The 14,447-nt window shown below is 66.9% G+C and carries 15 protein-coding genes; 2 read left to right on the top strand and 13 right to left on the bottom strand.

Annotated elements, in window-relative coordinates:
* Nucleotides 1-17 precede the first annotated feature (17 nt).
* The 11 genes from AC6CID_RS24050 to AC6CID_RS24000 all read right to left on the bottom strand — a co-directional run bounded on the left by AC6CID_RS24050 (nucleotide 18) and on the right by AC6CID_RS24000 (nucleotide 10,506).
* Nucleotides 18-1,523 carry an SCO6880 family protein gene (locus AC6CID_RS24050; protein WP_498354602.1) on the bottom strand — a complete coding sequence of 502 codons (1,506 nt, stop codon included), beginning with the start codon at nucleotides 1,521-1,523 and terminating at the stop codon, nucleotides 18-20.
* Nucleotides 1,520-3,088, bottom strand: a complete 1,569-nt coding sequence (locus AC6CID_RS24045; RefSeq protein ID WP_498354601.1) for a hypothetical protein — start codon at nucleotides 3,086-3,088, stop codon at nucleotides 1,520-1,522. The genes AC6CID_RS24050 and AC6CID_RS24045 overlap by 4 nt, the downstream gene beginning before the upstream one ends.
* On the bottom strand, nucleotides 3,079-3,918 hold the full coding sequence (locus AC6CID_RS24040) for a DUF8175 domain-containg protein (RefSeq protein WP_220667235.1): 840 nt from the start codon (nucleotides 3,916-3,918) through the stop codon (nucleotides 3,079-3,081). Before AC6CID_RS24040 ends, AC6CID_RS24045 begins: the two co-directional genes overlap by 10 nt.
* Nucleotides 3,915-4,520, bottom strand: a complete 606-nt coding sequence (locus tag AC6CID_RS24035; RefSeq protein WP_498354600.1) for a DUF8175 domain-containg protein — start codon at nucleotides 4,518-4,520, stop codon at nucleotides 3,915-3,917. Before AC6CID_RS24035 ends, AC6CID_RS24040 begins: the two co-directional genes overlap by 4 nt.
* Nucleotides 4,517-4,897 carry a hypothetical protein gene (locus AC6CID_RS24030; protein WP_277371938.1) on the bottom strand — a complete coding sequence of 127 codons (381 nt, stop codon included), beginning with the start codon at nucleotides 4,895-4,897 and terminating at the stop codon, nucleotides 4,517-4,519. The genes AC6CID_RS24035 and AC6CID_RS24030 overlap by 4 nt, the downstream gene beginning before the upstream one ends.
* A 15-nt stretch (nucleotides 4,898-4,912) precedes the next feature.
* Nucleotides 4,913-5,206, bottom strand: a complete 294-nt coding sequence (locus AC6CID_RS24025; RefSeq protein WP_064257214.1) for a hypothetical protein — start codon at nucleotides 5,204-5,206, stop codon at nucleotides 4,913-4,915.
* Nucleotides 5,207-5,224: 18 nt separating this feature from the next.
* Nucleotides 5,225-5,797 carry a hypothetical protein gene (locus AC6CID_RS24020; protein WP_498354599.1) on the bottom strand — a complete coding sequence of 191 codons (573 nt, stop codon included), beginning with the start codon at nucleotides 5,795-5,797 and terminating at the stop codon, nucleotides 5,225-5,227.
* Nucleotides 5,794-6,567, bottom strand: coding sequence for a hypothetical protein (locus AC6CID_RS24015; RefSeq protein WP_498354598.1), 774 nt, complete (start codon nucleotides 6,565-6,567; stop codon nucleotides 5,794-5,796). Before AC6CID_RS24015 ends, AC6CID_RS24020 begins: the two co-directional genes overlap by 4 nt.
* Nucleotides 6,564-7,643 (bottom strand): DUF8176 domain-containing protein, encoded by a 1,080-nt coding sequence (locus AC6CID_RS24010; protein ID WP_498354597.1) that lies wholly within the window; start codon nucleotides 7,641-7,643, stop codon nucleotides 6,564-6,566. Before AC6CID_RS24010 ends, AC6CID_RS24015 begins: the two co-directional genes overlap by 4 nt.
* 67 nt (nucleotides 7,644-7,710) lie before the next feature.
* A complete protein-coding gene (locus AC6CID_RS24005) occupies nucleotides 7,711-8,823 on the bottom strand; it encodes an insoluble domain protein (RefSeq protein WP_498354596.1) in 1,113 nt (370 codons plus the stop codon).
* Nucleotides 8,824-8,856: 33 nt separating this feature from the next.
* Nucleotides 8,857-10,506: a cutinase family protein gene (locus AC6CID_RS24000; protein WP_220667190.1), complete on the bottom strand. Its 1,650-nt coding sequence runs from the start codon at nucleotides 10,504-10,506 to the stop codon at nucleotides 8,857-8,859.
* A 148-nt stretch (nucleotides 10,507-10,654) separates the two neighbouring features.
* Between AC6CID_RS24000 and AC6CID_RS23995 the strand changes: the two genes are divergently transcribed.
* Nucleotides 10,655-11,107 carry a helix-turn-helix domain-containing protein gene (locus AC6CID_RS23995; RefSeq protein ID WP_220667189.1) on the top strand — a complete coding sequence of 151 codons (453 nt, stop codon included), beginning with the start codon at nucleotides 10,655-10,657 and terminating at the stop codon, nucleotides 11,105-11,107.
* Nucleotides 11,108-11,325: 218 nt separating this feature from the next.
* The gene (locus AC6CID_RS23990) at nucleotides 11,326-11,673 is read left to right on the top strand and encodes a helix-turn-helix domain-containing protein (RefSeq protein WP_220667188.1); all 348 of its coding nucleotides are present in this window, start codon (nucleotides 11,326-11,328) and stop codon (nucleotides 11,671-11,673) included.
* On the opposite strand, the gene AC6CID_RS23985 is transcribed toward AC6CID_RS23990, so the two are convergent.
* Both AC6CID_RS23985 and AC6CID_RS23980 read right to left on the bottom strand, forming a co-directional pair.
* Nucleotides 11,670-12,251, bottom strand: coding sequence for a hypothetical protein (locus AC6CID_RS23985; RefSeq protein ID WP_308257119.1), 582 nt, complete (start codon nucleotides 12,249-12,251; stop codon nucleotides 11,670-11,672). The two genes, AC6CID_RS23990 and AC6CID_RS23985, sit on opposite strands and share 4 nt — an antisense overlap.
* The gene (locus AC6CID_RS23980; protein WP_220667187.1) at nucleotides 12,248-13,330 is read right to left on the bottom strand and encodes a hypothetical protein; all 1,083 of its coding nucleotides are present in this window, start codon (nucleotides 13,328-13,330) and stop codon (nucleotides 12,248-12,250) included. The genes AC6CID_RS23985 and AC6CID_RS23980 overlap by 4 nt, the downstream gene beginning before the upstream one ends.
* Nucleotides 13,331-14,447 lie beyond the last annotated feature (1,117 nt).

Genomic DNA, 14,447 nt, shown 5'->3' with positions numbered 1-14,447 from the left:
ATGTGCCCTTTGCGTGTTCAGTTGCTGAGGAAGCTGGGAATGGTGGTGTGGTCGGGGGCGATGACTCCCACGCCGAGACAGGCCGCGAACGCGGCGGCCTGCCAGCACCACGAGCGGCGGATCGTCAGGCGGCTCTGCCGCGAGAGGTCCTCGACCAGGGCGTCGATCTTCGGCACATCGGAGCTGCCGGCCGGTTCGGTCACGGTCACCAGCACGCCGAAGCGCACCATCCCGGCGCCACGGGCCTGTTCCATGCGGGCCTGGGCTGTGGCCGCCAGCTCGATCTGCGACTTCGCCGAACCGATCGATCCGTTCTTGAGCGACCCACCGTGCGCTTCGGCCATCGCGTTGCGGTAGTCGCTGTCGGCGATGTCGGTGGCTTCCCCGGCCGAATGCGGGCGGTAGATCACCGAGACCCGCTTGAGCGGCACCGCCTCGTTCGGGGCCAACAGGCGCTGCAGCACCCGTTCGGTCACCGCTCCCTTGGGGGCTTCGCGCATCTCCCAGGTCACCGACACCGCTCCGTCGTGGACGTACTTGCCGCCGTCCGGGCTTTCCAGCGCGGTCCGTGGACCGCAGTCCTCCCAGGTCAACCCGGTGCCTTCACCGGAGTACACGCCGGCTTCGACATCGACGAGCGAGGCCGGGTCATAGGAGCGGCGCACGAACGCCATGATTTCGTCGGCATCCATCGGCGAGCACGGCACACCGGAGCGTGCTGCCGACGCCGTCAGGGCGGGCAGACGCCGGCCGAGTTCGACGGCCTGCTCGGAGGGGTCCTGTTTGCGTTCGGTGGTCTTGGCCTCGAAGGTGATCGCGATCCTCGCCGCGAGGCGGATCCCGCCGGAGGTCAAACCGGTGGCGAGCTGGTAGGCCGCATCGCGGGCCAGTTGCGGGGCGTCGGCGCGGGTGTTCTGGTGCACCGTTTCGTACAGCTCGATGCCGGTCTCGGGCAGCGTCTCGACGGTGGTGACCACTGCAAGGATGTCCGAGGTCTCACCGGCCCCGGACAGGAACTGTGCCCAGTTGCCGACATAGTGGTCGATCACGTCCTGGTCGACGGCTTCGGCCCCTTGGGGGTAGGCGTCGAAGACGACGGTGTAGGCATTGCGGCTGGGCATGTGGATCATGCCGAAGGTGCGCCCGTCGGAGTCGATGCCTTCGTAGAGCTCGGTATCGCCGAGCACGCCGGGAAGCCGGTAGGCCCGCCCGGGGACGCGGGAGAACGTGCCCGAGGCGTAGGCGTGCTCACCGCGGCGGCGGCCGCGCCAGAACTGGAATCGCATCAGTGCCCTTTCGTAGCCGGAGCGGCCGTCACGGGAGATGACCAGGGGGATGAAGCACACGATCACCGGGATGGCCAGCAGTAATGCGACTGTCATGCCGAGGAACAGGCCCGCGATGATGACGACAGCTGCAGCGGCGATCCCTGCGATCGAGGTGCCGAAGGTGGCTCCGAGCAGGCCGGTGCTGCGGGGTCGGCGCCAGTTGCCGTAGGTGTTGAATGTCGGCTCGTTGCTCACTGTTCGAAGCCCCCTCGGTTGAACTGGTGGCCGGCCCCTGTCGCCACAGGCGCATCGGAGCCGGAGTGACCGGAACCGCCCGCGCCGGAGCTGCCGGATGCAGCGGCGCCGGGGCTGCCCGAGTCGTTGCCCTGCGGGCCACTACTGCCGACGGCGGCGCTGCCGCCGGCGGACGGAGTTCCGTTCTGATTGCCGTCTGCTTGTCCGCTCCCGGCATCACCTGCGGCACCGAAACCGGACGGGGTAGCCCCACTCGGAGAATTCGAGGCGGTCGTCGAGGTGGTGCTGGTGGTCGCCGCGCCGGATGCTGCGCCGCTGGCACCTCCGGTGGCGATCATTCCGCCGACCTTCGCGCCGACTGCGGCCGCGCCGGCGGCTGCGGCCAGGCCGCTGCCGCCGCCTCCGAGTGCGCCGACGTTCGGGACGATCAGCCGCATCAGTGCGGGCAGCACCAGCGCCGCGGCGGACAAGGTGATGACCCCGGACAGGGCCATGAACCCGTCGCCGTTCTCGGGGTCGGTGATGGTCGGGGTGGCTTCGAGGAACAGGATCGCCGAGACCCCGATCACGAACGCTCCGACCGGTTTGACCAGCAGGAATGCGATCGTCCAGGCCAGCATCTTCTCGTATGCCTGGCTGCCGACCTTGGTGCCTCCGGCGGCGCCGGCGATCGGCAGCGCCGCTGCCATGAGCACGAGGATGCCGGTGCGCAGCAGCATCAAGAACGCCATCATCAACCCGCCGAGCATGCCGATGATGCCGATCAGGAACAGCAGGCCCACACCGGCCGGACCGGAGTACAGAGTGATCGAGACCATCGCTTCGGCCAGGCGGGACGGGTCGGAGCCGACCGCACTGTCCATGAACCACGCCGAAATCTGGTCCGACAGTTCGGTGCCGAGCACGATCAGCGTCGATGCTCCCCCGGCGAGCACCGCCGCACGGGCCATCTGTTTGAGGCCCTCTTCCGAGGTGTCGCGGATCGCGCCGGATCGGGCCAGTGCCAGCCGCCCACCGAGCAGGATCAGCGACAACGACAGAGCCGCGACCTGGATGTAGAAGGTGTAGTCGTTGACCGTCGCCACGGTCGTCTGGAAGGTGTCCCCGTCCATCTCGGTGCCGGTGATCCACCATCCGAGCGCGAACTCGAGCACCGCGACACCCGCGTTGCCGATCCATAACGCCGTCTTCTCGACCGCACCCTCAGCAACGCCCCCGGCGACATCTTCGATCGTGCCGATACCTGCATCGACCGCGGTGCCGACCGCGTCCCCGCAGCTGGGCAGGTCCACGTCGCCGATCTGTTCGGCGATCCAGCCACCTACGGTGCCGGCCAGCATTCCACCTGGTGTGCAGGTCAACGTGCCGAGGGTGGTCTCCAGCTGCTCGAAGCCTGTAGCTTCCTCGTCGTCGACCTGGGACGAGTCGTCAGTAGCCGTAGTGGGTGAGGAATCGGTGTCCTGCGCTGCTGCGATGTGTGCTCCCGTGAGGGCGAGGACACCGGCAACGCACGTCACGGCGACAACCCGGATCAGTGCCGCCCACAGGCTGCGGGTCACCACCATTGTTGCCACCCGTCCGCCGACAGGGATTCGTACTCGACACCGAGGGCGGTGGAATCGGCCTGGAGCACCCAACCGGTGCCCTCACGCCAGACCATCGGGATCTTTGAGACAGCGATCTGGGTCGAGCCGTTGGGGCGTTCGACGGTGTAGCCGAACTTCACCAGAGTCAGATCCGGGTTGAACAGCACGTTGACCATCGGCATCACCGACGCCGGCGTGTCATCGGCAATCCCCAGCGTGGAGAACTCACCTTTCGGGTCCGACACCAATCCCGCCTCGGTCGCCATCTCCAGCCGGTTCCCGCCCGCGTACGCATATCCGAAGTAGTGAGCTGCTGCGAGTGCCGCTCCTTGCGCGGTGCGGGAGAACCCGGTGGCGACACCGTTGTCGGTGAACCCGGTGGGACCGTCGGAAGTTGAGAACGGAAGGTCCATGTTCCCGTGGATGCGCTGGAGCATCACCCCGCTGGGGGCCTGGTCCGCCGGACGGTTCGAACTGGCCAGGGTGTCGGACAAGATCACCCCGGCGGGCTCGAGCGGAACGTAGATGACCCGGTTGGTCCTGTCGAAGACCGGGTCCGGCTCGAACAGTCCGTCCTTGTCCTGAACGGTGGCGCTACTGCCGGTGGTCGGATCGAGAGAGACCAACGGCTCTGAGTCCTCGCCTCGGAAGACCATCACCAGGCTGACCACGACACCGACGACAACGATGAGGGCCACCGCCGCCAAGCCGATGGTGAGTTTGGTGGCCGACGAGGCACGTTCGTTCTCGGCGTCGAGTGAGCCAGTGTTCTTCTCGTGGGTCGAGTCGGTGGTGTTCTGCTCGGTCACTTGCGGGTCTCCTCGAGATCGACCAGCTCCGACGGCAATGCGTCGAGAGCGGTGATGGTGGCGGCGGTCTCGCTGGGCAGGTGCAGTCGCCAGTCGTCGTCGATCCACACCACTTGGGTGGTCGAGGATGCGAGCGAGTCATCGGAGAAGCGCTGCACGACATCGACGGTGGCGGCGGTGTCGCTGTAGTCGGTGATGGTGTAGCCGACGATGGTCGGCACCATCTCGGGGTCGGTTCCCGAAATCTCCACCAGCCCCCGGTGGGCGGCGTACAGGTCGCGGCCTTCGCCGGGTGCGGCTACACCGGCAAGGACCTGGGGCCAGGCGCGATCGGAGGCGGTGGCCAGCTGTACCGACTGGGTGATCGCCGCCAGCGCCGCTCCCTGCGGGGTGTGGCTGAATCCGGCGAAGGGTTCCCATTCACCATTGCTGGGGCCGTCGGTGGTGCCGATCGGCACCTCGATCCCGCCGACGGTGATCCACCGGTTGATCTGCGGTGGATCGGTGATCAACAGCTCGGACTCGGGGGTGTTCGATCCTCCGCAGCTGGTGGCAACCAACGCCACCGCGACCACCGCTGCTCGCGCCCACCGACGCATCATCGTTCGTTCTCCTCGTTGCCGGACTGCTGTTGCTGTTGCTGCTGCATTTGTTCGAGCTGGTCGATGACCGTCGGGGAATGGCCGCTTCCGATCTGCTGGGCTTGGGGCCCTTGGGCGGTGGCCAGCAGGATGGTGGCGATGGTCGCGGCCACGCCGCCGGCGAGGATCGCACCGATGTTCGCCGCGACGAACTCTGCGGCGGTGGGGGATTCGATGCCGGCACCGTGTTTGTGGTCCCAGGCCAGGCGTCCGCCGACGAAGATCACTTTGGCCACGCACAGGATGAAGACGATCCCGGCCGCGTACCCGAGCAGCGTTTGGAAACCATCGACGACCTCACCGGGAAGAGGTGCGACCCCTTGAGCGGATACCTGCATCGCTTGACCCCTGCCCTATGCCGCAGAGGTGACGGCGCCGAGGATCTGGTTCGCCGAGATCGCCACGATCGCGCCGACGAGCGAGCCGACGAGCATCTTCGGCGAGTCCCCCGAGCCGTGCTGCCACTTCTCCCAGGCGAACTTGCCGCCCGAAAAGATCAGGGCCGCAACACAGGCGAGCGTGACGCCCCACAACAGCCAGTTCAGCAGCTTGAGCAGGCCGTTCGCGCCGGGAGGCACTTCCGGGTTGATGTCGAAATTGACGGCACCCTGTGCGAGATACGCGGTATCTACAACCGTCTGGAGCATGAGTTGTCCTCCGTGTGATTACTGCACCGACCACAAGGTCGGCAGACTCGATTGGATTGCCGTGACGATGCCGACCCCGGCAGCGATCACGTCCTCGGGAACGTCGATGACTGCTCCCTTGGTCTGGATGGGCACGCCGTCGAGGGCGCGCCAGGTGGGAAGGCTCGATCGGGCAGCCGAGGCCAGGAAGCGGTGCCAGCCGATCGACCAGTGCGCCTGCACTGCGCCGGTGACGATCGAACGCAGTTGGCGCACGTCCTTCGGTGGCGCTCCGGCCGCGTTGGCCACGGTGACCAGGCCGAGCAACTCGCAGGGCAGATCGCGGTTGCGGTGTTCGAGGATCAGATCGTGGGCGCTGGACAGACCCTGGATGGTTTCGCGGCAGACCACCACGACATACGGTGATTCGATCTCACGGTCGGTGCCGCACGGCCACTGGTGCTGCGCGTCGTCGGCGAAACTCCAGTATTGGGCCAGGGTGGACACGCCGGATCCGCCGTGCGCGCCGAGCAGCCACACCGCCGGTCCGGGGGTGGCCACCGGGTACGGCTCGACCCGAGCCTCGAAACTGATGCGCTCTCTGCTGCTCATGCCAGCTCCTCCGTCCCGGACCGATGAACGGTGTCGTGATGGCCGGCCTCGATACGGCCGAGGGCATCGAGCACGTCGGTCCAGGCATCGATCGACTCGACCGACAGATGCCGGTGATCGACGGTGCCGGGGCGCGCCAGACTCGCATCGAAGGGCACCTCGACGAACCCGGCGACCAGCGGGGTCAACGCCTCCCGGATCGGGGTCAAATCCACCAGCCGGTGCGGGATCTGGTGCGAAATCGACACCACCGTGCGGGAAAGCACGCCCCGCCCGTAGGTGCCCACCAGCCAGTCGAGGGCGCTGCGCATCCGGGCCAGCGGTTCGGCACGGGGCGGCACAGCGATGACGATCGCAGCACCGGCCTCGATCAACGGAGCCACACGGCGTGCGCGCACGGCGGTGCCGACATCGTGGATACGGGCGAGGCTGCGGTCGGCGAGCAGACTGTCCACCAAGGCCGAGTCGGTGGCTTCGCCGTGACCGACGACCACCGCCCCGGCACTACTGACAGCCATCCGCGAGCCGAGCTGGCGGACCGCCCGGGATGGGTCGATCGGTTCGACCCCGACACGGGCGAGCAGGTTCCCGCCGTCGGTGGTGCCGTCGATCGCCGCGACCTGCGCATCGGCACCGAGGCGCAGAGCGGTGGCCAGGCCGAAGCAGGTCGTGGTCGCGGCCGCTCCCCCGGATCCGGCCACCACGATGGCCGAGAGGTGTTCGGGCTGCTCGATTTTCGGGTTACGGCGAAATGCAACAACGTTGTTCATCGGTTCTCCACGTTCGCGATCTTCACGCCGCCGTCGGCGGGCATGGTGGTGATCCACTGCTTGTGGATTCCTTCGTCTCCCACGGGCGGGAACTTGAGCAGCACATCGACCGACCAGCGGTTGGGGTCCTCGGTCGGCAGCACGGTCACGCAGTGCTCGGTCCCGACCGGCACAGCGTCGATGAAGCTCTGAATATCGCTGCCGGGCAGGACCATCAGCTCCGCGACGGCCTTGCCGTCCCGCTGGACGTAGTAGGCGTGCTCGAACGCCTGGATCACCGCCGGACCGGAATCACGTCCACCGGGGCCGTTGCCGACGATCCGGCCGGGTTCGTCGACCGGGGCGCACCACGGCGGGGCTGCCACCGCCTCGGTCGTGGTGGGGGTCGCCGACGAGGCCACTGCGGTGACCGGCGGCAACGGCGCCTCCGGTTCGTCGGTGCCAGTGCTCATCACGTTCACTACCACCGCGGACATCGCTGCCAGGGCAGCGATACCGCCACCGACGAGCATCCAGGTCCGGGACCGATCGCCACCGGGCTTCGCGGGAGCAGCGACAGCGGTGTCGGTGTCGGTGTCGGTGACCGGCGCAGCGGCGGTCTGCTCGACGAGTTCGGGCGCGGCCGGGGCGCGACGGGGAGCACGGCTGCGACCGATCGCGGACTTGAGTCCCCCACGGCTGCGCTGCGAGATCACCAGCGGTCCTCGCGGAATGTGGGCGCGCACCCAGTCCGGGGCGGTGGCATACGGGTCGTCGCCGGCGTCGGTGTCAGGGTGCGGGGCGGCACCGTCCGGGTCCTGTGGGATCGGGGCCGGTGCAGTGTCGACGACAGGGGTCTCAGCAGCGCCGATCGGCTCCAGGTCGGTCTGGATGACCGCATCGTCGTCGTCGGATTCCCAGGTGGTCTCGGCAGCGACCGGCTCGAGGTCCGAGTCGGCCACCGCCGCGTCGGCGATCGTCTCGTCCGGGATCGGGAAGTGCACCGATCCGGTGTCGGTGTCTTCGATGGGAGTCGGTTGCGGCCCGTAGTGCTCGGTTACGTCCGGGAAGAGTGCGCCTCGATTGTCGGTCGACAAAGTGTTTCCCCTCGTCAGGTGGTGGGGGCGGGGCTACCCGCCCCCACCGGAAAACTGTTCGGGCAGGTCAGGCAGGCACGATGCCGTCACCGATCGCGGTGGAGATCATCTCGGCGGCAGTGCCGGCCGAACCGCCGAAGAAGGTGTCCAGAGCGCTGTCGACACCGGCGATCACGCCTTCACCACCGGGCTGGACCTTGACCCACTCACGGACCTGTGAATCGACCTGCGGAGCGGTCTGCACGACGTTCTGAACTGCGTCGGCGGCGGCCTGTCCGACCGGGCCGGAGGACTGCCACTGCTCGACCGTGGAACCGGCCTGCTCGGTGAGCACGTCCTCGCCCACGTCGGGCAGCTGAACCTCGATGGGCTGGCCTTCGTCGTCACCGGCACCGAAGGCGGTTCCGGCAGCCAGGCCGGCCGCGCCACCGAGTACTGCTCCGGGGACCGCACCGACCGCAGCGCCGATCGCTGCTCCGGCTGCGGTCCCGGCGACCCCGGTGGTGACCTCGGGCAGCACCGGGATCGGCAGCGGCACCACACCACCGGCGGTGGCACCGGCGATACCGCCGATGGTGCCGCCGATCAGAGCACCGGGAACGGCACCAGCGGCAGCACCGGCTGCCGCACCGGCCACCGTCGCGCCGATCTGAGCAGCAGCGACACGATCGGCACGGCTGGCTTCGATACCGATCGACTTGTAGAACGTCGCCACGTCCGACCGGATCAGACCGGCGGTGTTGTTGGTGCGCTCCCGGTCGTCGTCGGTGACCCAGTTCGGCTGGTTGAAGTGGAAATCGCCGATCATGATCTTCTCGGGGGGAGCGATGTAGATCGGTTCGGGCTCGACCGGCTGCGGGGCACGCAGCTGAAGCGGGTTGATCGGCGCCGGAGCGCTTTGCCGCTCGTAGCGGTTGGTGTCGTAGTTGTAGTCCGGCAGCGGCGCGTACTCGCGCTGCTGCGTCGGCGGCGGGGTCCAGTAGATCTGCTTGGCCGGTGGCTTCGGTGCGCTGGTGGTGCCGCCCTGGGTGGACGGTGCCGGGGTGGTCACCCCGCCCTGCGAGGGCAGGTCGACCGGAGCGGCCGAGGCCAGGCCGGTGCCCGCTGCCACGATCGCGGCGGCTGTGGCGGGCACGACGCTCGCCTTGGCGATCCGTGACGGCCTGTGATGCTTGCTCATACTCGCTTCTCTTTCTTGTGTGTCAGGCGTGAATCAGTTGAGTTCGGCGGCCGAGATGCCGCCTTGATCGAGCACCGTCGGTCCCGCGTCGACCACAGTCGTGGTGGTCACGGCCGGTTCCGAGGTGGTGGTGGTGGTGGACGTCGCCGTCTGTGACGACGGGGTGGTCGAGGTGGTCGCCGACGGCCGGACCGTCGTGGTGGTCGGAGTCGTCGAGGTGGAGGTCACCGTCGTGGACGTGGTGGAGTCGGCCGCAGCGCTGAGATCGGAGGCCACCGCAGCGAGCCAGGACGCAGCGAACCGGGTCGGAGCCTGCCCGCTGGCAGTGGCCGGGACCGACCCGTAGGAGCCGTGTTCGGCGGCGACATTGCGCACCGTCGTCATCGCCACCAGGTCGAACGCGTCCCGGTTGGCCTTGACCTCGTTCTGCACGACCTGAAACGCCTGGCGCACCAATCGCTGCGAGGTCGCCGGCGGGACCAGCTCGGGCAGCACACTGACCGTCTTGGCCGCGAGCACACCGAAGGCCGCCGCCGGATTGGCCAGCCCAGCCGCCGCGACCGCCGCGATCGTCTCCGGGGTCAGCACCTTCTTGACGACCGTGACCGCCGCGTTGATGCCGATCAGCCCGACCTTCATCAACGCTGCCGTGACTTCCTGCCCCGTCGGCGGCGTCGCCCGAGGATCGGATGCCTCGGCCAGACGCTGCGAGATGGTCTTCTTCGGCTGGACCGAGATCGCCGACAACGCGCTCCTCGGCGCCTGAATGTCCTGGTTGACCACATCGACGGCGGTCTTGAGCGCCGTCGACGCCAGTGCCCGTCCGACCGTGGAGATCGCGACGAACGGATCCCCGCCGACCTCGACCTGACCGGCGACGTTGACCACCGCCCGCACGACCGGGGCGTTCGCCGGCGCATCACAGGCCAGATCCCCACCCTGGCACCAGGACGACACCCGCCCCGACAGGCTGCCGTAGCTGCTGGTCAGATCGGCCACCGGCCCGATGCCACCCCCCTCGGGGGCGGTGAACGACACCGACGACAGCGCCTTGACCGCCTCTCCCCTGGTACCGGGAACCGGTGAGGGGGCCGTCTGCGAGGTCCCGGGGAACAATCCCGATCCGGGGCTGCGGGTCGGCGCGCCGAACAAGGCACCGGCTGCGACCGAGCGGGCCGGAACGACCCCGGTGCCCTTGCCGACCGACCGCAGGAAGTTCGACGCGGCATGGGCGCCCTGGGAGAAGCCGACGACGGCGAGCTTGGCCGAGGGGCACTGCGAGAGCACCTTCTGCGCCGCCAGCGACAGGTTCTCCTCCCCCGCGGTCACCGACTCGACATACGACTCGGTGCCGCCGGGCGTCAGACCACCGAACGAACCGGGATACGGCACATACGCCCGGTCCACGCTCGCGCCCAGCTGGCGGGCCTGATCGAGCAGCGGACCCATGATGTTCGAGAGCATTCCGGTATCGACCTTCACCGGCGCATCGGGCGAGGTCTCGGTGGTGCCCTGCATCCCGAGCACGTACAGATCCGGGCAGTCCGAGACCAGCTCACCGAGCCAGTGCGGTTCATCGCCCGTGCTCGACTGGGCATAGGCCGGGGCGGTACCCAGGCCGGCAGTAGCCAGCACAGCCGCCGAAAATGATACGGCCGCAAAGCGTTTGGGCCACGCGCTCATATTCCCCTCCTTCACGGCTACGACCTTACTCCAGATCGAAGTTATTTCCCACAGTTATTTCCTACAGAATGTCGGCGGTGATTTCCACCTAGCTGCGCATATGCGGCAAAGTTGGTGCGAGAGCTACCGGAGTGGACCCGAGACGGAGGTGAGTGTGCCGCGCCGCGCCCTGTACGGGTTCGATCCCACCCGGCTCACCGAGGTGCGCCGCGAACGGGGCCTGTCCCGCTCCGACCTCGGACGCTTGTCCGGGGTCACGTACAACACCATCCGCAGCTGGGAGACCGGCGAGGGAGCACCGAGCCCGAGCGCGCTCGAACGCGTGGCCTCAGTCCTCGACGTCGCAGTGAGCGAACTCGCTGTCGTCCCCGACGATGTGCAGACCCTGGCGAGCTGGCGGACCCGACAGGGCCTGGCGCAGGCCGACATTGCTCACGAACTGGGGTTGTCGAAGTCCACCTACTCCCGCCTCGAACGGGGCGAGCGCCCGTTGACCGATGCCGAATGCCTGAAGTTGGCACGCATCTTCGACACGACCGAGGAACAGGTGAGAGCGCTGTGGATGCGCGCTCACCGACGGTCGGGCAGACCGACGCGGTGACCCCGCCAGCACATTCACCCACACTCCTGCGTTTCGCCGACCATCCGATCGGAAACCCCCCGAAGGCCAAAATCACGATCGTAATATTACCGTGGTGATAGACGATGTACGTGGTGGAGTCCCCCACGGCGGCGAGTCGGTTCACGCATTGGGGGTGGTTGTAGATTTGACAAGCCCGGTTCACCTGGCCGTTGTCGAGATTCACGAGGAGGTCCACCGTGGCGACGTTCGCCGAAAAGCTCCGCTATCTGATCGACAATGTCCATCCCAAGGACCGGGGGCCGTTCACCATGAACGAGATCGTCGATGGCATCCGCAGCAACGGCGGATCCATCACCCAGGGCTACATCTCGATGCTGCTCAACGGGCAACGCCCCAATCCGGGACTGAAAGTCGTCCAGGATCTCGCCGACTTCTTCCGCGTCCCGCTGCAGTACTTCGCAGACGACGACTCGTTCGAAAAAGCTGTGCGGTACATCTCGTGGGTGCAATCCCTGCGAACCGAGGACGTCGAAGCGGCTGCTCGCACCTACAACCCCTACGACGACGAACCCACCCGGCCCTAATAGGGGAAGTTCACGATCGCGAGATACGTCAACGGCGCAATGACCAGGCCGGTGACGGCACCGACCGCGATTTCTTTCCTCGTGTGATGCTTCAACCTCATCCGGGACCATGCGATCGCCGGCGCGAGGACCAATCCGGTCCACCACCAAGCAGACAGTGCGAGCGCGAGGACAGCGACAACGCCGCACCACACCCCCAAGTGCACCGACGCCTTGACGCCGACCCCACTGGTCCAGACTCCGATCCCCACCAGGGTCACCAAGCCCGCGCACGTCAGGGCGATCATCTCTTTCGGCCCCTGAGCTACGAGCTGCACGACGAGCGCCACAAGCACCAGGACGAGGATCGCCCCGATCAACCCATGACGTTCCGAATGCTCCGTCACGTGATGGTTCCCGATCCGATCACGCACCATCCCCCACACGATCAACGCCATCGGCAACACCCCGGCGAAGAGCGCAACGAAGGCGCCCCAGGCCGGATGACCGATCGCGAAACCGAGAATCAAGCACGACGCGATATTGACCGTCCACGGCGCAGCGATCTCGGTCAGCACCCTGGCCACCAGGTCTTTCACTTTCGCATCTCCGCCTTATCGCAGAGGTGAATATCCTGGAACGCCCTACCGACGGCGCGCACCCACTTCACCGCATCGAACCCAACCGGGGGCCGCAACCCATCGACCCCGATGCCTCCGGATTCCCCTGTATGCACCCATCGCGCGACCGACTCCGGAGTGGCCGGCAAGCCATGTTCGGGCAACTTGTCCACATCGGCCTGCATCGACAGCGCATCAAGCACCTCATTCGCCCGGTCCGCGGTACGCCGGGACGGATCGAACGAAGCCCACGACCCCCGGATCACCCCCGGCCAGCGTTCCTTCACTACCACCATGTACAGCTCCGCGAAGTCCCGACGCTGCTTCTGACTCCGGAAGACCCCCTCGATAGAAGACCACAGCAGCCCGAACGTGGTCAGAACCGCTCCGATCAGAGCCAGTTGGGTCGTCAGATCCAGCGCATACGTCGAGGTCTCGACCCACCCCAGGCGCGCCGCGACGATGTAGCCGCCCCGAATCCACGCATACGATGCCAGCACAGCAACCCCACAGGCCAGGATCGCCAGCCCCCGCCCTGAGGGCGTGCCCAAGTCCCAACCCAGCAACACGACCACAGTGATGACGGTGCACAGCACCGCTGCCACCCCCATCACGAAGGCCGCGGAGTCGGCATAGCCCGGCAGATGCACGTAGAGCTCGTCGAACTGGTAGCCATCGGTCGCCTGAGGAGCGTCCTCCGCCGAGAAGAACAACGCGACCGCCACCGCGGTTGCAGCCGTCGCTCCTGCCGACAGAGGTGCGATCCACCGCCGCTGGCGATCCACGTCGGGCACCCGAAGCGCCACGATGATGATCGACGCGCCGAGACAGATTCCGAAGAAGATCCCGTGCTTGACCGCCGACGTTGCGTTCGCAACCCCCACTGCCTCGCTGATGAGCCGATCGACCGCACCGACATTCACCGTCGTGTGCAGCGCCATAAAGATGAACACCACAGCGGTACCGAGCGTCAGAACCGAGCGCGAAGTGCGCCAACGCCACCACCGAGTGAGAGCCACCCACCACAACAAGACCGACACGACGATCGAAGCCAACACCGCTACAACGCCTCGTTCAGCAACGATCGAATCCGAGCCGACCGAGCCCCACCTGCCCCGGCAATCCGCCGACACAACTCCGATGCGAACGCCTCCGCCTCCACCTCGAGGCGCCGCCGAGGCTCGTCGAGACCGTCGAGCTGGCCACACTCGCGCAGCATCAAACTGGCCATGTCATGCCACTCCGGGGGAAGCGTCCGTTTTGCAGTCTCCAACGCGGGCACCCCCCTGTGCCCCAGCAGCATGTGCCCGAATTCATGAGCAACGGTCCGATCGGGAGTCGCGACCCACGGGGCGTAGTGAATCTCGTCCCGTTCCGGATAACTGCGCCAGAGCCCGAAGACGCCAGGGGCGAGATCGTCACTACGGACCACCTGCAAGGGACGGTCACGGAGCCGCTCGATCGTCGGAATCAGCCCGAAGACGGACGCTGCTTCATGCCCCCGCGCATGTGCAAGTAGTTCGCTCACTGCACCCACTACCGGGTCCATAGACGCCCTCCCACTCCTCGGCGCCTCACATCGCTCTATAAGAACTCGGCACACAACAAGTCGAGGGGTCGCAGCGATCGCGTCGACAGCCGACATCCCCCCGACGGAACATCGGCGAATCCGGAGATTCGACCGTGGGCATCGTACCGAGTTCTACGGGTTCAACATGTGATATGTGGCACCACGTATGCAGATGCGCGCACGACGATCGCCCCTCCCCCGCCACCCGTCGTAGTAAGCGGCCCTACCCATCCATCCCGGAGAAGGTCAGCAATGCTGGCCTACCTTTTCGTTTCTTCTGTTGGCCGGCCTTGTCGGCAATGCCATCGACCCTCTCCCCATGAAGGATCGGGAGGAGCGGGTGATCAGGCCCCTTTCAGATAAGCATTCCGCGTCTCGTGCATGCACTGCGTGCAATGCGTGTACGTCACGCAAGTGGGCTGCGCGTGCAGAGCGATCATTGCGTGCATTGCATGTCTCGCGCGCATTGCGTGCATTGCGTGCACGCGATGCATATGTTGCGTATGTTGCACGGCGTGTCTGCAACGCAAGCCACGCGAGATACGCAAGGATTGCACTGTCGGCACGCCACGCACGGCACGCCTGCAACGCAAGCCACGCGAGAA

Source organism: Rhodococcus sp. GQ147, from assembly GCF_059759155.1.
Note: the sequence above shows the minus strand (reverse complement) of the source record. Positions and strands in the feature narration are given on the sequence as shown.